The organism is Sulfurovum sp., from assembly GCA_026990595.1.
Taxonomy (GTDB): Bacteria; Campylobacterota; Campylobacteria; order Campylobacterales; family Sulfurovaceae; genus Sulfurovum.
In genome coordinates, this window is the sequence record JALXCZ010000049.1 from 24,968 (window position 1) to 44,843 (window position 19,876).

At 39.3% G+C, this 19,876-nt stretch carries 16 protein-coding genes; 14 read left to right on the plus strand and 2 right to left on the minus strand.

Going from position 1 to position 19,876, the window contains the following annotated elements:
• Positions 1 to 60: 60 nt before the first annotated feature.
• Positions 61 to 1,341 carry a 3-isopropylmalate dehydratase large subunit gene (locus MVE01_RS09780; protein ID WP_472562004.1) on the minus strand — a complete coding sequence of 427 codons (1,281 nt, stop codon included), beginning with the start codon at positions 1,339 to 1,341 and terminating at the stop codon, positions 61 to 63.
• Between the two features lie 231 nt (positions 1,342 to 1,572).
• Here MVE01_RS09780 and MVE01_RS09785 point away from each other — a divergent pair, with 231 nt between their 5' ends.
• Positions 1,573 to 2,958, plus strand: a complete 1,386-nt coding sequence (locus MVE01_RS09785) for an NFACT RNA binding domain-containing protein (protein WP_472562005.1) — start codon at positions 1,573 to 1,575, stop codon at positions 2,956 to 2,958.
• Between the two features lies 1 nt (position 2,959).
• Here the strand turns inward: MVE01_RS09785 and MVE01_RS09790 are convergent, their stop codons facing one another.
• Positions 2,960 to 5,323, minus strand: coding sequence for a multiheme c-type cytochrome (locus MVE01_RS09790; RefSeq protein ID WP_472562006.1), 2,364 nt, complete (start codon positions 5,321 to 5,323; stop codon positions 2,960 to 2,962).
• 110 nt (positions 5,324 to 5,433) lie between these two features.
• Between MVE01_RS09790 and MVE01_RS09795 the strand changes: the two genes are divergently transcribed.
• The 13 genes from MVE01_RS09795 to MVE01_RS09855 all read left to right on the plus strand — a co-directional run bounded on the left by MVE01_RS09795 (position 5,434) and on the right by MVE01_RS09855 (position 19,869).
• On the plus strand, positions 5,434 to 6,192 hold the full coding sequence (locus MVE01_RS09795; protein ID WP_472562007.1) for a phosphatidate cytidylyltransferase: 759 nt from the start codon (positions 5,434 to 5,436) through the stop codon (positions 6,190 to 6,192).
• 12 nt (positions 6,193 to 6,204) lie between these two features.
• Complete coding sequence (dxr, locus tag MVE01_RS09800) at positions 6,205 to 7,275, plus strand: 1-deoxy-D-xylulose-5-phosphate reductoisomerase (protein ID WP_472562073.1); 1,071 nt, start codon at positions 6,205 to 6,207, stop codon at positions 7,273 to 7,275.
• Complete coding sequence (locus MVE01_RS09805; protein WP_472562008.1) at positions 7,259 to 7,816, plus strand: RBBP9/YdeN family alpha/beta hydrolase; 558 nt, start codon at positions 7,259 to 7,261, stop codon at positions 7,814 to 7,816. Before dxr ends, MVE01_RS09805 begins: the two co-directional genes overlap by 17 nt.
• A gap of 114 nt (positions 7,817 to 7,930) precedes the next feature.
• Positions 7,931 to 8,944 (plus strand): tRNA (adenosine(37)-N6)-threonylcarbamoyltransferase complex transferase subunit TsaD, encoded by a 1,014-nt coding sequence (tsaD, locus tag MVE01_RS09810; protein ID WP_472562009.1) that lies wholly within the window; start codon positions 7,931 to 7,933, stop codon positions 8,942 to 8,944.
• Between the two features lie 96 nt (positions 8,945 to 9,040).
• On the plus strand, positions 9,041 to 9,346 hold the full coding sequence (locus tag MVE01_RS09815) for a hypothetical protein (RefSeq protein ID WP_472562010.1): 306 nt from the start codon (positions 9,041 to 9,043) through the stop codon (positions 9,344 to 9,346).
• 77 nt (positions 9,347 to 9,423) lie between these two features.
• Entirely contained in the window at positions 9,424 to 10,599 is a 1,176-nt protein-coding gene (locus tag MVE01_RS09820) for a TolC family protein (RefSeq protein ID WP_472562011.1), read from the plus strand.
• A complete protein-coding gene (locus MVE01_RS09825) occupies positions 10,592 to 11,710 on the plus strand; it encodes an efflux RND transporter periplasmic adaptor subunit (RefSeq protein ID WP_472562012.1) in 1,119 nt (372 codons plus the stop codon). The genes MVE01_RS09820 and MVE01_RS09825 overlap by 8 nt, the downstream gene beginning before the upstream one ends.
• A 9-nt stretch (positions 11,711 to 11,719) precedes the next feature.
• Complete coding sequence (locus tag MVE01_RS09830) at positions 11,720 to 14,770, plus strand: efflux RND transporter permease subunit (protein ID WP_472562013.1); 3,051 nt, start codon at positions 11,720 to 11,722, stop codon at positions 14,768 to 14,770.
• Positions 14,771 to 14,998: 228 nt separating this feature from the next.
• Positions 14,999 to 17,314, plus strand: a complete 2,316-nt coding sequence (gyrB, locus tag MVE01_RS09835) for a DNA topoisomerase (ATP-hydrolyzing) subunit B (RefSeq protein ID WP_472562014.1) — start codon at positions 14,999 to 15,001, stop codon at positions 17,312 to 17,314.
• Positions 17,314 to 18,741 carry an EAL domain-containing protein gene (locus tag MVE01_RS09840; protein ID WP_472562015.1) on the plus strand — a complete coding sequence of 476 codons (1,428 nt, stop codon included), beginning with the start codon at positions 17,314 to 17,316 and terminating at the stop codon, positions 18,739 to 18,741. The genes gyrB and MVE01_RS09840 overlap by 1 nt, the downstream gene beginning before the upstream one ends.
• Before the next feature lie 9 nt (positions 18,742 to 18,750).
• The gene (gene queF, locus MVE01_RS09845; protein WP_472562016.1) at positions 18,751 to 19,137 is read left to right on the plus strand and encodes a preQ(1) synthase; all 387 of its coding nucleotides are present in this window, start codon (positions 18,751 to 18,753) and stop codon (positions 19,135 to 19,137) included.
• Between the two features lie 99 nt (positions 19,138 to 19,236).
• Positions 19,237 to 19,473, plus strand: coding sequence for a hypothetical protein (locus MVE01_RS09850; protein ID WP_472562017.1), 237 nt, complete (start codon positions 19,237 to 19,239; stop codon positions 19,471 to 19,473).
• 54 nt (positions 19,474 to 19,527) lie between these two features.
• Positions 19,528 to 19,869: a DUF2853 family protein gene (locus MVE01_RS09855; protein WP_472562018.1), complete on the plus strand. Its 342-nt coding sequence runs from the start codon at positions 19,528 to 19,530 to the stop codon at positions 19,867 to 19,869.
• The last annotated feature ends 7 nt before the right edge of the window (positions 19,870 to 19,876 follow it).

Consider the following 19,876-nt stretch of genomic DNA (forward strand, 5'->3'; position numbering starts at 1 on the left):
AAAAAAAGAAACCCAAGAGACAAATGACTATGAGTATAGTTTTCATCCCTTGTTTCACAACTAGGTATCTCTAGGATCCACTATCTTCCCTGCTATGGCAGATGCAGCAGCCACAGCTGAGTTTGCCAAGTAGATTTCAGAGGTTCTAGCCCCCATACGTCCTACGAAGTTACGGTTGGTCGTTGCCACACAACGCTCACCATCACCCAAGATTCCCATATATCCGCCAAGACAGGCACCACACGTTGGGTTTGAAACAACTGCCCCTGCCTCTATAAGTATATTCATCAACCCTTCATCTTGTGCTTGTAAAAATATTTTCTGGGTTGCAGGAGTTACTATCATACGTGTATGTTTTGCCACTCTCTTCCCCTCCATGATCTTCGCTGCGATTCTCAAATCTTCAATCCGTCCGTTGGTACAAGATCCTATCATCACCTGATCGATTTTAAGATCATCTGCTACTGCCTGCTCTACAGGTTTTCCGTTACTTGGCAAGAACGGGTAGGCGATGATGGGAGAAAGGTTCTCCATATCTATGGTGATCTCTTGGCAATAGATTGCATCTGCATCAGAGTAGTGAAGTTTCGGCTCAGCCCTTAACCCACAATTTGCCTCTTTTCTCTCATCAATATATTTCTGAGAGATGGCATCAATAGCAAAAATACCGCTTTTTGCCCCCGCTTCGATCGCCATATTACACATAGAGAATCTGTCTGCCATACCAAGGTATTGCACACCCTCTCCTGTAAACTCAATAGCTTTATACAACGCACCATCCACTCCTAAAATACGGATAAGCTCCAAGATGATATCTTTTCCGTAAATGTGTTCTCCGGGTTTACCCACTAGATTTACTTTGATAGACTCCGGTACCTTGAACCAGTTACCTCCGGTGATGATGGAGAATGAGATATCCGTACTTCCCATTCCTGTAGAGAATGCACCCAGTGCTCCATGTGTACAGGTATGGCTGTCCGCACCGATAATCACATCACCGGGAATTACAAGTCCTTTTTCAGGAAGCAAGGCATGCTCGATTCCCATATCTTTCTCATCAAAAAAGTACTTAAGGTCGTGCTTGTATGCAAACTCTCTTGAAATCTTTGCTTGGTTTGCCGAAGCGATGTCTTTTGCAGGGATATAGTGGTCCATTACAATAGCAAAACCATCAGGATTTGCCAACTTCTCAGCACCACTCTCCTCAAAAGCTCTAATAGATATTGGTGTAGTAATATCATTCCCTATCGTCATATCGATTGGCACTCTTACTATCTCTCCTGCAAATACATCTTTACCAGCATGCTCCGAGAAAATCTTTTCTGTTATAGTTTGTCCCATAAGGTTATCCTTAATTTGGGAATCTCTAATAATAGGTTCCCATTTATTACGCGAATTATAGCAAAATAAAATTATGCTAGAATTTCATTAATAATTTTAACCTCGTTCCCCTTCGTCCTCGGTGGGAATGCATACAGATATTTAGAATGTTTTGCAAATTTTATATCTATAGTTAAACACAAATATGCATTCCCACGCAGAGCATGGGAACGAGAGCCAAAGGGCTCAACTATGAAACTCTACGAACTTCAAGCCATCGCCAAACGTCTAAATGATTTCACATTTATAAGCCGTGCACGGCGCACGGAAGACAATACCTTAGAGATTATGTTTGACAAATCTCAGAGTTATTTCTTCAACATGACACGAGGGCACAGCTTCATATATAAAGCTCCCAGCCAAAGACCACTTCAGGGGTACAATGCCCCTTTTGACACTCTGTTGCACTCACTGCTTAGCGGAAGTAAGTTAATTGCTGTTGATATACCCAATGATGATCGTATGTTACGTTTTTCTATTGCCCCAAAAAGCTCATATAAAAATAAGATAATTTACCTGCAACTTGAATTTACTGGCAAGAATACCAATGCCATCCTCATTGATGAGAATGAAGTCATTATCGAAGCGCTTAGACACATCGATGCAGACAGCTCTTTTAGAGTGGTACGTCCAGGTATGGAGTTGCTACAAATACCTCGTAGGGTGTTGTCCCACGACAACACCTTAAATCAGCAAAATAACAAAGAGGGTGTTGTACCATCACAACACCCTACGGATATAGATATATTCCTAAAAGAGAAATTTGCACAGATACAGCATAAAAAACTTCAAGAGATGAAAAAACAAAAATGCTCTGCTGTTTCTAAAAAAATTAAAAAATTTGAGCAGCTCCTATATAAACTTCCAAACAAAGAAAAACTCGAAGAGCAAGCAAAAGATTTTAAAAATCTTGGTAACCTCATCTTGTCAAACCTTTATCAGATAAAACCTTATGACACAGAGCTTAAAACCTATGATTTTGAAGGCAATGAAGTTGTCATACCCCTACCCAAAAATATCAAAGTGAACCGCATGTCTGACCACTACTTCAATCTCTCAAAACGTGCCAAGGCCAAAGCTAAAAATGTCCATATAGAACAGGAGAATCTTAGCTCTAAAAAAGCTTTTTATGAGAATATCTATTATGCTTTAGAACAGGGAAATACTCCGTACGAACTAGAACTGCTTGTACCTAAACGTGCGAAATCACTGCGCAAAAAAGAGAAGTTAAGAGAGGGAGAGCTTTTCTGGATAGAAGACTACAAAGTCATGGTAGGACGCAACAGCAAGGAGAACCAAAAACTACTCTCAAGAGCAAAAAGCAATGATATTTGGATGCACACAAGAGAGATACCCGGTTCTCATGTCATCATCCGTACTGACAAGCAGAATCTGCCTGACTCAGTTTTAGAAGCAGCTGCCAAACTTTGTGTTGATTTCTCCACCGATCAACCGGGAAACTATCTTGTTGACTATACCAAACGAAAATTCGTCAAGATTCAAGAAGGTTCCAGTGTAGAATACGATAAGTATCAAACGCTTTCCGTTTTGAAAGAAGGGGTTGAGATCAGAGAATAGACTATTTTCTCCTTCGTCTCATCACCCAATACATCAATCCAAGCCCTAATAACAGTCCACCCAGGACCTGTACCCAAGCAGTCATTAAAAGTGATTTATGCACCAAAGTATGGTGCATCTTGTTGTCTATTTTCACACCTGCCATTTCAGCAGTATGAACCAACAGAGAGACTGCCAAATCTTTATGCGGCATCTCTTGGTGACAACTCAGACAAACACCTCTTCTATCCAGTTTGGCTCTAGTTTCATTATCTAAAGCCTGAGAAAGCTTCCAGTGATCTCCTACTGTTTGTACCTGTGTTCCGTTTTCATCTACAAAACGAGACAAATCATCTTTTAAGTTAGGAATTGCTGGCATCTGTTCATCTGTTTTATGCGGGAGTACTCTTTTATCTGCACTCATTAAATCAACAATGGTTGTTTTACTCTGATCTGCAAAGTATTTACCACCTTCTATCCCATACCCCAACGCTTTGGCTGAATCATGACAAGAGGTACAGGTACGTCCTTTTTTAGTAATGGTATGGGGATTCACCGGAGACATCACAATAGAATTTATCCCCTCTTTACCCCTACCCTCTTTGTTGGGGATCTTAAAGATGTGGTTATGGAGTTTGGCTTTACCATCTTTGCCTATCACTGTCAAAATCACCTGACAACCAGGAATTACCGGAGAAATACGTCCTTCACCATTCTGTGCCAATGCTGGGTTTTCCCATCGTAAATAAGAACGGGTTTCTGTCACTTTTCCATCTACCAAAAAGTCTTTGAGGTTATGTACCTCCCCTGTGACACCGTTATGGTGCATCTTCGAAGCTGCCAGATAATCAGGATTCTGTTTGCCTTTGGAGTAGTCTATCTTGACATGACAGCCATAACACTGCGGTGCCCAGGTAGCATGACAGGTATAACACTCCAATTTATCTGTATGCGCTTTAATCTGGTCCATTGCCACAAGTCCCTCTTTGGAAAGTTTTTTCTCTTTTTTAAGTAATTTGAGTGGCTTAAGTGTCAAATCTTTTCCCGAAGCCAGATGCACCACTACCTCATTGCCTTTTTTAACGGTTTTTGGCATAGGGTTCCCACGCGCAGAAAGCAGATAGCCATCACCCTTATCTTTAGGCACAAACCCCTGTTTAAGATATTTTGCCAAAGTATGTCCTACACCTCTTGCTTTACCTGTCTTTGGAGATGTCTTAAACTCATCACTGTACCCAAGTGGTAACTCCCACGGATATTTATCGGTTGTACCGTGACAATCCTGACACTCTATCTCCACTGCTCCAAGATTGGCTCCTACATTGAAGCCGTCACCATGGTGGTCAATGGAAGTATGACAATCCTGACAGAGCATCCCTTTGGTGTAATGAATATCTTCCTGAAGATGCAGATAACGCTTTGTGTGCAACTTTGGCTGCCCGTTACCCTGAGCATCAAAATTGGCCTTATACTCTGTTTCCATTAATCCCTGATAACTCACCCCAATACGTTTACCACGGTTGTGACAGGTTGTACAGGTCTCTACAGGGATACCCGAATAGGTTTTGTCATGCACAGTTACTTTTACTTTACGTGAAGATTGTATCTCATGCACCAGCATATGTCCTGTAGCATTCTTATCTATCGTAGGATCATTTCCTTCATAGTACCCTTCATTGGAATAGGGAATATGACAAGAGGAACAACCGATCCCACGGTAGTCCCCTCTTCTTTTACGCCCTTTTCCTCCCGTATGGCAACGTAAACATTCTTGACGCAGATAGGTATAGACAGAAAGTGTCGGATCTTTCTCTATCTGTTCTGCTGTAGGTGCAGGGGGAAGCTCTTTCATTTTTTCAGGAAATCCCTGAGGCTCTTTTTTACGCAGTTTTTTCATATATTTACTGTAAATATCTGTGCCGATACGCTTGTGAATATCTACATTTCCAAAGTTGCTGTGGTTATGGTCATACCCATCTTTGGCACCAAAGCCCCAAAGTGCTCCATGGATCTTTCCGGCTTCTGTTGCCATCAGGTTGTTCCACTGTGAAGCTACCTGTTTTTTATGGCACATACCGCAGGTATTTTTATTGATCCACGGACTTCCCGGATCAGGATAAAAAGCTTTGGGACCCTCATTGTCTTCAAAATATTCCGGTGTGCCTTTGTGTGCCTCTATTTTGGTTGTTGCTTCAGGGTTTCCTCCATGACAAACCACACAGTCATTGCCTGTCACATCTGCTTCATCTGCCTTGGCAAAGATCTTCTCCATCATTTTGGATTTATGGTCTCTAATGTGTTCTATGCCTTTATGACAATGCAGACAGGTATTATTTGCACCATACAAAAATGTGAATAGAATACCTATGATAACTATTTTTTTCATTTATTATCCCTAATTATTCAAGATTATAAATGATTATAGCAAAAGTGACTAAAACCATAGTATAATCCAAGTCGTGTTATAATTATAGTTACTCTAAATCAGGATAAAATATGACAAAAATTTTTACAGACCATCAGGAGCGTTGGCTAACAGGACTTGGCTTGCTTGCTCTTGTTGGCTTTATAGGTTGGATCGACAGTTTTTTTGTGATGTGGGTTTTTTTAGGGGTTATCTACATGTTCGGTTTCTATGAAGCCATGAAACTCTTTAAACTTGTCTCTCCACCTGCTTATTTTTGGGCTGCACTTTTGTGGATCATTGCCTATTTCTACCCCAATCCTGATGATCTCTTCTTTCTGATCGCTATACTCTTTGGTGCATCACTTGCCTACTTGCATAATTTTGACAAAAAACTAATCTTCCCGTTTCTCTACCCGGTCAGTGGTATACTTTTTTTCCTTATTCTTTACGAAGATTTTGGCATAGTCTCCATGTTCTGGCTTTTGGTAACTGTAGCACTTACCGATGTAGGTGCATTCTTTACAGGCAAAGCCATCGGAAAAACCAAATTTTCAGACACTTCCCCGAATAAAACCCTTGAGGGTGTCATTGGAGGCATTGTCATCGCAACGGTCTTCGGTACCTATGCAGGTCTGTATATCACACCATTTTGGACAGCATTAGTCGTTACTCTACTCACTGCAACCGCTTCGGTATTCGGCGATCTCTTTGAATCTTATCTAAAGCGTGAAGCAGGGGTAAAAGACTCCGGTGATCTGCTCCCGGGACACGGCGGCATACTGGACAGAATAGATGGGTATCTTTTTGGTGCACCCATGATGGTCATCGCACTAAGAGCATTTTTATAACCTATGCCTTCCATTGTACTTTTAGGCTCTACCGGCTCCATTGGGGTCAATACCCTTATCATTGCCAAACGCTACAATATACAAATTGAAGCGATGGTCGCAGGCAGCAATATAGAGTTGCTCAACGAACAGATACAGGAACATCAACCCAAAACTGTTGTCATCGCCCATAAGGCAGACAGACATAAAGTGAACCATCCTGATGTACGTTGTGGAAATGATGCTATCTTAACCCTCATAGAAGAATCTAAAAGCCCTATGATTGTCAATGCCTTAGTTGGCTACACAGGTCTAGCTCCGACACTCAAAGCCACAAGCTTAGGTAAACGTGTGGCACTTGCAAACAAAGAGTCTCTTGTGGTTGCTGGGGCATTTATAGACATGTCTCTTATTAATGTCATCGACTCTGAGCATTTTGGGCTTTGGTACCTTATCAATGAACGTCCTGTCTCTAAACTTTACATTACAGCAAGTGGTGGTGCATTTAGAGACTGGGAACTAGACAAGATGAAAGATGCAACATTTTCAGATGCTCTTAAGCACCCTAACTGGTCTATGGGGAACAAGATCACTATAGATTCAGCCACTATGACTAACAAACTCTTTGAACTCCTCGAAGCCAAGTGGTTATTTAACACTTCCAACATTGATGCAGTCATCGAAAAAAAGTCTATCATCCATGCCTTGGTAGAGTTCAAAGATGGTTCAACCACGGCACACTTTGCAGGCGTAGATATGAAACTACCTATCGCTTTTGCATTGCAGGGAGAAGTCACTGAAGAGATACTCCCTCCTACAGATTTACTGAGTATTGGTGGCTTGGAATTTCTACCCATAGAAGCCCAACGTTACCCTATTTGGCACATCAAAGAGCATATTTTACAAAATCCTCACTTGGGTGTTGTGGTCAATGCTGCCAACGAGATAGCCATAGAAAAATTTCAAAAAGAAGCATGTAGCTTTTTTGGAATGAGTAATATTATCTTGGATGCGTATGAGAAATTTAAACATATTAAAGCAAACAATATTCAAGACATTATCCAGATAGACAAAGAGGTAAGAGCCTATGCAAGTACAAGATAAAGTACTTATCTTGCATGGTTGGGGCGGTTCAGATGCACCACATTGGCAGGCAGAACTTGCAAGTGAAATAGCCAAGAACTATGGCACGGTCTCTTTTCCTCTTTTGGATAACTGCCACTTCCCCTCAAAGAACAGATGGCTAAAACAGGTAAAACAGATACTGGATGACTTTAAACCAGATACCGTAGTCTGCCATTCACTTGCAAACAACCTTTGGCTATGGCTTTGCCAAGAGGCTGATATGCGTGAAATAAAAAGACTCTTTATGGTCTCTCTGCCAAGCCTTGTGACACAAGAAAAAACCATTAAAACCTTTTTTCCTTGTCCTTTACCCAAAAACATCTATGCAAAAGAGGTGCATATAATAGTCTCAGACAATGACCCATGGGTAAAAAGGCAAGAGGCAAAAGAGATAGCTTCACACTATGATGCCACATTTACCACCATAGCAAATGCGGGACACATTAATACCGATTCGGGTTATGGAAAATGGAAATTGATAGAAAACCTTGTTTTAGGAACATCAAATGCAAAAATATAAAAATGTAGGTCGGGGTGCCCTCACCCCGACAGTATTGTCGATAGACAAGAATAACCAAAATAGATATTTCAATTTATTGTCGGGGTGGGGACACCCCGACCTACAGGCAAATCTATGATACTAAGCATCGAAAGTTCATGTGATGACAGCTCCATAGCTATCACCGAAATAGAAACTAAAAAAATCCTCTATCATAAAAAAATCTCTCAAGAAGAGCAACACTCCTGCTATGGCGGGGTAGTCCCCGAACTCGCTTCACGCTTGCATGCCGTTGCTCTGCCTGAGATACTGAGAGAGACCAAACCCTACTTTGACACACTCAAGGCGGTTGCAGTCACCAACCAACCTGGACTTGGAGTAACTCTTCTGGAAGGTATTGCTATGGCAAAGACCTTGGCAGTTTTGCAGGATATTCCACTCATCCCTGTACACCATTTAAAGGGTCATATCTACTCTTTATTCATTGAAAAGGAATCTACACTACCCCTACTGGTACTTCTTATCTCCGGAGGGCATACACAGGTCATACGCGTGGAAAGTTTTGAACGGATGGAGATACTTGCAACCTCTATGGATGACTCAGTAGGTGAAAGCTTTGACAAATGTGCCAAGATGATGGGGCTTGGCTATCCCGGAGGTCCTCTCATAGAGCAACTTGCACTTCAAGGGGATGAGAACCGTTTTGAGCTGCCTGTACCTCTGCGTAATTCACCACTTGTTGCCTTCTCTCTCTCTGGACTAAAGAATGCTGTACGTTTGGCGGTAGAAAAGCTTGGTGGAGCTTCCAAAATGACTGAACAGGACAAAGCAGATCTCTCTGCCTCTTTTCAAAAAGCAGTTAAACTTCACCTGCTTCAAAAAAGCAAAAAGATCTTTGCAAAAGAGCCTATCAAAGATTTTGCTATTGTGGGTGGTGCATCAGCCAATAAATATATACGAAATGCTTATGTAAAACTCTGTCATGAATTTGGAAAAACCATGCATGTAGCACCTCTAAGATACTGTTCTGATAATGCAGCCATGATAGGACGTTATGCCCTTGATGCCTATGAAAAACAACAATTTATAGACCCCAATACCATTGATATTATAAGTACGAAAAAACAACAATCTGGGATGCTACTGTAATTCTCTCTTCCCCCCCCCTTACAATTATTCATGCTACATGCTTTATATATTAACACTTATTTCGCTAAACTAAACAAAATGATGAAAGGCATATCTGTGAAGAAACACGTGATACAATTTTTACTACTGTTTTCTCTCTTCTTCAACATTGCACATGCCTCTATTATCGCTACTGAAGATACTTGTCATCATGAAACTGCCTATGAGTATGTTGCAGAGCAGGAACATGCTACAGATTGTGGTGATTTGTGTGAGTTACATCATCTCTTTCATTTTATGGCTATCATATCTAATGTTGAAATACATTTTGATACAAAATATGCGAAAACGTTACTCACAGAAAAACCAACGCTTTATACGCCTCCATTCCACGAAACAAGCATAAAACCTCCTATAGCTTAAACCACGTTACCACACCCTCATTCTCTCTTTTTAGAAGTGATGAACAACAATTAATATTTTACATTACAGGAACAACTATGAAAAAAATCGGCATGATTTTTTTAATTTTGACACTCTCCTCTTTTGGTATGAGTTATGCAAAATTTAAAAAATATACACTAAAACACTCCAATGTGCTTCAAAGTAAAGCATTATCATTACAAACAACAGATGAACAAAATAAACAGATGCTTAGAACAAAAAACCCTGAGTTAAATATGGAGATTTCTAAGTTTAATCCTAAGTTTTCATCCTCTGCTTATGGGTATGCCCTGAGTGCCTCTCAACGTATACGAACCAATGGGTATTACAATGCGCTAGAAGACAAAGCCTATGCATCCAGACTTCTACAAGAAGCATATGTAACAAATGGCAAAGCAGGATTTATAAAAACCTTGGAAAGCCTCTATACAGAGTATGTCTATCAGAGTAAACTCTTTTCACTTTTACAGGATGAATACAAGCTTTCACGTAAGGTGACACATATAGTGAAAGAACGCTATAAGAGTGGCTCTGAGACTAAAGTATCCTATTTACAAGCCAAAACTGATACACTGACGCTCAAAGCACAAATACATACCACAAAACAAGCCATGCAATCTTTGTATTATCAACTTCTAGCCATTGGTGGATTTAAGAAAAAGGTTACTTTGTCAAAAAAGTTTATCTATTCGGTAAGTGCGGGTACAAAAAGCGGTAAACACCTTACACCCAAAGAAAAAATACTTTTAGCAAAAGAAAAACTCCTTCAAAGTCAAATGCGTATGAATGACAATAGTATTAACGCCTATGCATTACAAGCAGGCATAGAAAAAGAACCAGACCAGTCTATATTCAGGCTAGGTATTTCTATCCCTCTTCCTGTACGAAATAACAAAGAAGAAGAGAAAGCCCTCGCACGATTGAAAATGCAGCAACTCAAGCTGGACAATGCACAATTAAAACTTGATTTACATGCACAGCGACAGATGCTTAAATCTTCTATTAAAGAACTTTCTAGTCAGTATCAAGCACTTAAAATACTCAAACGTGAACAAAAATCTCTCAATAGTTTATTACTTGAAGGATATAAAATTGCACAAGGCTCAATATTTGAGATGATGAATACAAAAAATAAATTGATACAAACAAGTAAATCTTTACTTCAAACACAAAAAATGATAAATACAAAAAAAATAGAACTTCGTTTTATACAAGGACAATACAATGACTAAATACTTACTATTTCTGCTCCCATTATGGGCTTTTTCAAATGAAATAAGCATCTCACATGCACAGATGAAACCCTTAGGAAAGATTGTAAAAACCAATGCACAGATTACACAACTCTCCGACCAAAAACAAGAGATAGTCTCTCGTCTGCCTGGTCATGTTGAAAATTATTTTGTAACCACTGGTCAAAAAGTCAAAAAAGGTGAAAAGGTTGTACTCATAGAATCTATATCACTTTCTAAAATGTCTGCAGAGTATGTCGCACTCAGACAACAGGTAAAGGCAGCAAGAGAACAACTTGAAGTAACAAAAAAACTGTATAAAAAAGGACTTGCCTCACAAAATGAACTGAACCAAAAGATTATAGCCCTAGAGAAAATACTGGCAAAACAAAATGCCCTTGTTTCACAACTTAAATCTCTTGGTATCAAAGCATCAGACTTAAAAGAAGCTACAGACAAGTTTGTCCTTTATGCACACGCTAGTGGTGTTGTGGGAGAGATATTTGTACCACTACACTCAAATGTAAATGCTGAAGACGCTCTTATGTCTATTGTGAACCGAAGTCACTACTATGCCGTGGCATATATGCGTATCAATGATGCTATGAAAATTACATCCAAAACCACTGGGTTTGTCACCATTGCCAATAAACAGTACCCTGTACACTTTGTACAACTTCTTCCAAATATTGATGAAGAAACGCAGCGTGCAAAAGTACTCTTTATAATGATGAAATATCCTAAAAATATACTCATTCATGCCTTTACCCAAATAGATATAAGCTTAGAACCTTACCAAAATGCTGTCATGATTAAAAAATCTGCTCTTTCACTATTCCAAGGTGAGTGGGTCGTATTTGTTGAAACACATGAAGATGAAAAAGAAGGTAAAGCTGATACGCATCCCAAAAAGGGAAATAGTGAAAGAGAAGGTGATAATGATGAAGCAGAGGAAGAAGTTCCCTATGCACCAAAAGTAGTACAAATCATAGCATACAATGGTGACGAAGTAGCCATAAAGGGGTTAAAACCAAATGAAGAGTATGTAAGCGATGGTGTATATTATGTTAAATCTATGCTCCTTAAATCTGCCATTGGCGATGGGGATTAGGAGTCAAATATGAAACGTTTTTTTGAACTGTTAATACAGTATAAATTTTTAATTATAGCCCTTTTCATTGCCATTTCCAGTTTCGGATACAAGGCTTACACCAATATTCCTGTAGATGCCTTCCCCGATATTACACCTAAGCAGGTCGTTATCTATACAGAAAGCCCAGGAAACTCCGCTGAGGACATAGAAAAACTCATCACCTATCCTATAGAAGCAGCAATGTCTGGGCTTCCTGGAGTAAAGATGATACTTTCAAACTCTATCTTCGGACTCTCCTATGTCTCTATTTTCTTTGAAGATAAGTACGATACCTATTTTCTAAGACAACTTGTAACTGAACGTCTCAATACCATTGAAATACCAATGGGTTGGGGAAAACCAACTATGGGACCAAACACAACGGGTCTTGGACAAGTCTTTTGGTATCAAGTGGCTGACAGTACAGGCAAACTTTCTACAACCAAACTACGTGAGATACAAGAGTATATCGTTACACCTCTACTTAAGTCTGTTGATGGGGTAGAAGATGTCATTAGCTGGGGTGGTTTTACAAAACAATACGATGTTCTCATCGATCCAAAACGTCTACAGGCGACTAACACTACCTATGATGAAGTTGTTGAGGCATTAGAGCGTTCCAATATGTCAGCAGGTGGACAATATCTTGAGTTTAACAAAGAGCAGTATCTTATTCGTGGTGCAGGTTTTTATAGGACACAAGATGATATTAAAAATACCGTCATACGCAGTAAAGATGCCATCGCTGTAACCATTGCAGATGTGGCAGAAGTAAAAAAAGGGAAAGCACCACGTTTTGGTGCAGTGACTATTGATGGAAAAGAGGCAATGTTTGGTATGGTACTGCAAAGAAGTGGTACCAACGCTGCAAAAGTGGTGGATGCCATTAAAGAAAAACTCCCACTGGTAAATGCTGCCCTTCCAAAAAATGTAAGTATAAAAACAATATATGATAGAACAGAGATTACACATAAGGCAGTCAGTACGATGACTTCTGCTCTCATGAGCGGGTCTATACTCGTTGCTATCGTACTCTTTTTGTTCCTCTTTGAGTTACGTTCTGCTTTCATCGTTATACTCTCTTTACCTGTCTCCTTACTCATAGCCTTTTTGATGATGCAAGAGTACGGTATGTCTGCAAATCTTATGAGTCTCTCAGGGCTTGCCATAGCCATAGGGATGATAGTCGATGGTACTATCGTTGTGGTGGAAAACAGTTTTAGACTCCTACACGATAACCCAAAACTTGGACGCGCAGAAGTCATTGCTATGGCAACAGCAGAAGTTGCAAAACCTGTTATTTTTGCTCTACTCATCATCGCCGTAGTCTTCATACCACTACTCAGCCTTGAAGGACTTGCAGGAAAGCTATATTCACCTATGGCACTAGATATTGTATTTGTCATGTTAGGTTCACTGGCAGTGGCACTCCTGCTTGTACCCGTACTCTCATTCATGATGCTTAAAACGGGTAAACACTCTAACTCACCACTGATGCATGTTATTAAAAAGTTTTATACACCTATGCTGACTTTTGCAATGCACCATGCCAAAAAAGTGATTATCGTTACGTTTGCTATCTTCGCAGTACTTGCAGCATTACTTACACAACAAGGTCGTGAATTTATGCCTGAGCTTAACGAAGAGTCCATAATGTATCGTGTCATTGCTATTCCTGGTACTGCCTTAGGACAAAGTACCGAGACTGCAAAAAAAATAGAAAAGTATATACTCAAACACTACCCCAATGACGTAAGCTCTGTTCTAACCATGATAGGACGAAGTGAAAAAGGAGAAACTGCACAGGGTAACTACATGGAAGTACTCCTTACACTTAAACCTGATATTGAAGACTTAGAGGCATTGGGACACAATATGACAGAGAAGTTGCAAAATGCTTTCTCTTTTGTACAATTTGTACCCACACAACCTATTTCTATGCGTATTGAAGAGCTACTTGAAGGTGTTAAAGCTGAACTTGCCGTCAAAATATACGGAGAAGACCAAAAAGTAATGGATAGAATTGCTACAGATATTCAAAAAGCCGTCTCTGGCATCGAAGGTTTGGAAAGACCTGAGATAGAATCACAGTTAGGACAAGCACAAATTACTATCAAACCAGACTACTTGGCACTCTCTCGCTATGGTATCACTGTCGATGAAGTGATGCGTGTCATCCGAAATGGTATAGGTGAAGAACCTGTCACTGAGAAAATAGAGGGTATCCGCCGATTTGGTATCGTTCCTAAAATAAAAAATGCCAAAAAAGATATATCTACCATAAAAGCAATTCTTTTACGTAGCAAGACAGGGAAAATGGTACGACTTGATGAAGTATGTCACATTAAAGTTGTCCAAGGTCCTGCATTTATCAAACGTGAAGATTTGAGTCGATACATGGTTATTTCTATGGAAGCAGAAGGCAGAGACATCGCTTCATTTGTTGCCGAGGCTGATGCCAAAATAAAAAAAGATGTGAACATTCCCAACGGATACTACATCAAATGGGCTGGAGACTTCAAAAATATGCAAGAAGCCACAGCAACACTTGCTATGATTATCCCTATTACACTACTGCTCATTTTACTCCTACTCTATACGGCATTTAATTCATTCAAAAAAGCGTTCCTCATTTTACTAGGGGTACCACTAGGAATGATAGGAGGTATAGCAGGACTTCTCATAAGTGGTGAGTACCTCTCCGTCTCCGCTATTGTCGGGTTCATCGCTATCTTTGCCATCGCCATACTCAATGGTATCGTCTTGGTATCCTTCATCGATGAACTACGTAAGAAGTTTCCTACCATCAAAACCATCGACTTGGTTAAAGATGCCACACTGCTACGCCTAAGACCCGTACTCATGACAGCCTTTACCACACTCTTTGGTATCTTGCCACTGCTTTATGCCACTGGTGTAGGCTCAGAGATACAGTACCCACTCTCGGTGGTTGTTACAGGGGGAATCATCTCTTCAACTATACTAACGCTTTTGGTTTTACCGGGGTTGTATGTCTTGTTTTTTAAGGAGAAGAAGTAACCAAGACAGACCTCCTTTTTGATTTAACCCAAATTTATACATTAGTATTTCTCGATTAGGGGAAATGCATGTATTTTAGGTTATATCTGCTGTAATAATTTAAGATGAATTGGTGGGAAGGAATGATCACCCTACATACACCCCCTAAAACCCCTTATTATCGTGCTTTCTATAAGGTAATTTTAGATAAAATAGTTACTATTATAAACCTATTAAGGGAGTCTGACCATGGCAGAATATGGAGCGAGTAATATTAAGGTTCTTAAAGGACTTGAAGCAGTAAGAAAAAGACCAGGAATGTACATTGGAGATACCTCTACAAAGGGTCTTCACCACTTGGTCTATGAAGTCGTAGACAACTCAATAGATGAGGCTATGGCAGGCTTCTGTGATACGATCAAAGTGACACTGACCAAAGCAGGTTCTGCCATCATTGAAGATAACGGTCGTGGTATCCCTGTTGCTGAGCACCCAACAGAAAAGATCTCTGCCGCAACAGTGGTAATGACCGTACTTCATGCCGGTGGTAAATTTGACAAAGACACTTACAAAGTTTCCGGTGGACTTCATGGAGTGGGAGTCTCTGTTGTCAATGCTCTTTCGAAAGATCTTCACCTTACGGTTAACCGTGAAGGGAGTATCTATGAGCAGGACTTTAAAGCAGGTATCCCGCAGGAACCGTTAGCTGCTACAGGAACAACCCGTAAAAAAGGAACCAAGATCGAGTTCTGGCCGGATGATACCATCTTTACAGAAGGCGTCATATTCCAAAAAGAGATCCTTATGAAGCGTTTCAAGGAACTTTGCTACCTTAACCCTCGTATTACCATTGAGTTCAAAGATGAACGTGATGGAACCAAAGAGGCGTATCATTTTGAAGGCGGTATCAAGCAGTTCGTCGAAGATATGAACAACAAAGAGCCTCTTTCCACTGCTCAATTCTTTCAGGGTAAAGCAGATGATATTGAGATAGACATTGCGCTCATGTATTGTGATGCAGACTCAGAAAAATCACTTTCATTCGTGAATAACATTAAAACACCTGATGGCGGAACACATGAAGCAGGTTTCAGAGCAGGATTGACACGTTCTATGGCAAGCTACATCGCTAAAAATGCCAATGCCAAAGAGAAAGGGGTGAAGATCACAGGTGATGACTGTAAAGAGGGGCTGATCGCTATTGTCTCCGTACGAGTACCTGAGCCACAGTTCGAAGGACAAACCAAAGGGAAACTCGGTTCATCCTATGTGCGTCCGTTGGTACAGAAATTCTTCTCTGAAAACTTTAACAAATATCTTGAAGAGAATCCTATAGAAGCTAAAGCGATCATGGCACAGGTATTACTTGCTGCACGTGGTAGAGATGCTGCAAAAAGAGCAAAAGATCTTGTAAAACGTAAAGATTCTATGAGTATCGGTACGCTTCCAGGTAAACTGGCAGACTGCCAAAGCAAAGACCCTGAAATCTCTGAGATTTACCTAGTGGAAGGGGATTCTGCAGGCGGTTCTGCAAAACAGGGACGTGACAGAGTATTTCAGGCGATTTTACCTCTTAAAGGTAAAATTCTAAATGTTGAAAAAGCACGTTTGGAAAAGATCCTAAAATCAGACGAGATCAAGAATATGATCACTGCGCTTGGCTGTGGGATCGGTGAAGAGTTTAACGAAGAGAAACTCCGCTACCACAAGATCATTATTATGACGGATGCCGATGTAGATGGTTCCCATATTCAAACACTCCTCATGACCTTCTTCTTTAGATTTTTGCAGCCGGTAATCGAACAAGGCTATCTCTATCTTGCACAGCCACCGCTTTACCGGTATAAAAAAGGGAAAAATGAGACCTATCTCAAAGATGATACTGCTCTGAATAACTTCCTTATAGAACATGGTATTGATGCGATAGAAAGCGAAACAATGGGACAGGCAGATCTGGTAGATCTCTTTAAACTTGTAGGACATTATAAGATGGCACTCAAAGATCTTGAAAATCGTTTTGCCCTGCCTGAAGTCATCCGTTATATGATAGAAAATCCTGATATCATTGGTACTTCCAATAAAGCATTGGCAAAAACAATTGAAAAATATATTGCTGCACTGGGGTACAACATCCTTAATAAAAACATTACTGAAGAAGAGATCCATCTCTTTGTACAGACGAATGACGGTTTGGAAGAGCTCATTATAGATGAAGTACTCTTTACCAATCCTCAATACAATCAAGCCATAGAGTTAAACCAGAGAATCAAGGAACATATTACAGATGAATTTAAAGATAAAGATCTTTTAGAACTCTTCAATCAAATAGAGGGATCTGCAAAAAAAGGTGCCTATATCCAACGCTATAAAGGTCTTGGTGAGATGAACCCGGAACAGCTTTGGGAAACTACTATGACCCCAGACAACAGAAAACTCCTTCAAGTCAAAATAGAAGATGTAGAAGAGGCAAGTGATACCTTTACTCTTTTCATGGGTGACGAAGTTGAACCAAGAAGAAACTACATCGAAAGCCATGCTAAAGATGTAAAACATCTGGATGTTTAATGTTACTCTCCGAACTGCAAGAGAGGGAACGTCGTTTTAAACTTGCACTTCGGGCAGGTATCCCTTTACTTGTTCTTATTTTCCTGGTACTCTATGCTCTTTTCTTTCAAGATGAAAACCTCACTCTTACACTGGGCAATAAATTTTTAATTGCCGGTATTGTTTTTATTACGATCTACTTTATCTATTTTCTCATCGAACTAAGTGTACAGGAGACACTCATAGACCAGACCACCCAGGGCTTTAACCAAAAAGCATTTATATATAAACTGAAACACTACAAACCCAAATCTTTAGTACTCTTGACCATTGACAATCTATCAACACTCAATGAACATTACAGTATTGAACAGATTGATCTTCTTCTCTATACCATGGTGCATAAATTGAACCTTGTTTTTAAACAGCATGGATTAGAAAATGTTTTCATCGGTAGACTCTATGGTGCAGAGTTCGTTATCGCCCTGAATGAGGAGAATGAACAGATCCAGTCGATCATGCAAAAATATATTGCAGAGAACAAAATAATTAATGATATAGAAGTAGATTATAAATTTTCTATTGTAACCCATACCGGTGAAGATTTTGAAAAGATCATTTTACAGCTTAAAGATATTATTGCTGCACAGGAAAAAGATACTTCCGGATCTCAAGAAGCAAACTTCATTAAAAATGCTGAAGAGATCTCTCAAGTTGAATCCAATATCATTACAGCCTTAAAAGAAGAAAAACTTCTCCTCTCCTTCAGACCTTTGCTTAATACAAAAAACAACCAGATCGATATTTATGAAATATCTGCCAAACTCAAGTCAGAAACTATAGGAGATATCCTTCCCAGAGTCTACCTTCCTATAATTAACCGTTTAGGCTTAGGCAGAGAGTATGACTTCATTTTATTTAAACATGTAGTAGATCTTCTCCCTCTGGTAGATGAGACTATTGCTTTTACATTCAATCTCTCTCCTTTTTCTTTAAGAGATAAAACTTTTCAGGATAAATTTTTTGCCTACCTGAAAGAAAAAAATATTGATCCTTCACGTTTGATCATAGAACTTTATGAGAGAAAAGCACACCATAATCTCAGCAGCTATCTTAAGACACTCAACAGTTTCAGATCCAAAGGGATACGAATTGCCATTGATAACTTTGGTTCTTCCAATGCCTCCATGGAATATATGAAACATTTTAAGTTTGATCTTGTGCAGTTTGACAGAGACTATGTCACAAAACTTGATGATACGAATACCTATGCCATGCTGACTTCTTTGGTCAAAATGTCAAAAGATCTACATATTACTACTGTAGCAAAATGGGTAGACAACGAGTCACAAAAAAAGAAACTTAAAGCACTTGGAATCGACTACCTGCAAGGGTTTGGTATTGCTAAACCTATTGCAGAAAAAACACTTATAGACAAATATAATTAAAGGATAGAAATGAAATACGGTGAAAAAGAGATACAAGAATTTGATATAAATGCCAAAGAGAACTTCTGGCCAAATGAACATGAAAAGAATTATACAATCAATATTGAACTTCCGGAGTTCATGTGCCTCTGCCCACGTTCAGGTTACCCTGACTTTGCAACATTGAAACTCTCTTATGTTCCAAACAAAAGAGTTATAGAACTCAAAGCGCTGAAACTATACATTAATTCATTTATGTATAGACATATCTCTCATGAAAATTCTGCCAATGAGATCTATGATACACTCTACAGTAAACTGGAACCGAGATCTATGAAATTAATTGCTGATTTCAATCCAAGAGGAAATGTACATACTGTTATAGAAATAGATAGTACAGATAGTACAAAAAACTAAACTTCACCATTTGAAATAAAATATGACAATATGTCATATTTTCAACCTCCTCTCTAAAAATCTATTATTATATCACCAGACTAACTACCAAGGATAATAATGATAGATTTTAATAACGTGATGCAAAGAATAAAAAAAATTCTTTCTATTCAAACCAAAAAAGAGAAAATTCTGGATAAAGATATTGCATTGGCACTTGGTCTTGATCCCCAATACTATGCAGTGATCAAAAAACGTAAAAAAATTCCTTTTGAATCCATTGCACACTTTTCCCACTCCCATAAACTAAATATGAATTGGATACTTTTAGCCCAAAAACCTCAATATTTGACCTAAAAGAATTTTATAGCTATAATTAATGGCTACAAATTCATAAATAAAGGAAGAAGAATGAGCAAAAGAGATGAAAAAATAGAGCACTATACTGCCGAAGCCAAAAAGCTTGGTTTAAACGTATCTGCTGACCTTATTGCAAAAGTCACTGCAGGGCTGGGACCGTCTATTTATAAAAAAGACAGTGAGACAGTATCATGTTCTCAAGCTTCAGAACTTGAAACAGTCAAAAAGAATTTCTTACAGAAAAAGCTTGGTTTGGCTGCAGATGATGCTAAACTTGATGCTGCTATTAAAAAAGTATGTGAAGCGATGGGTACATCGAACAGAAACAAATACAGAGCCCTTTTTTATGCAATGCTTGCCAAAGAGTTCAAAAAAGAATCTGTTTACGCATAAGAAATTA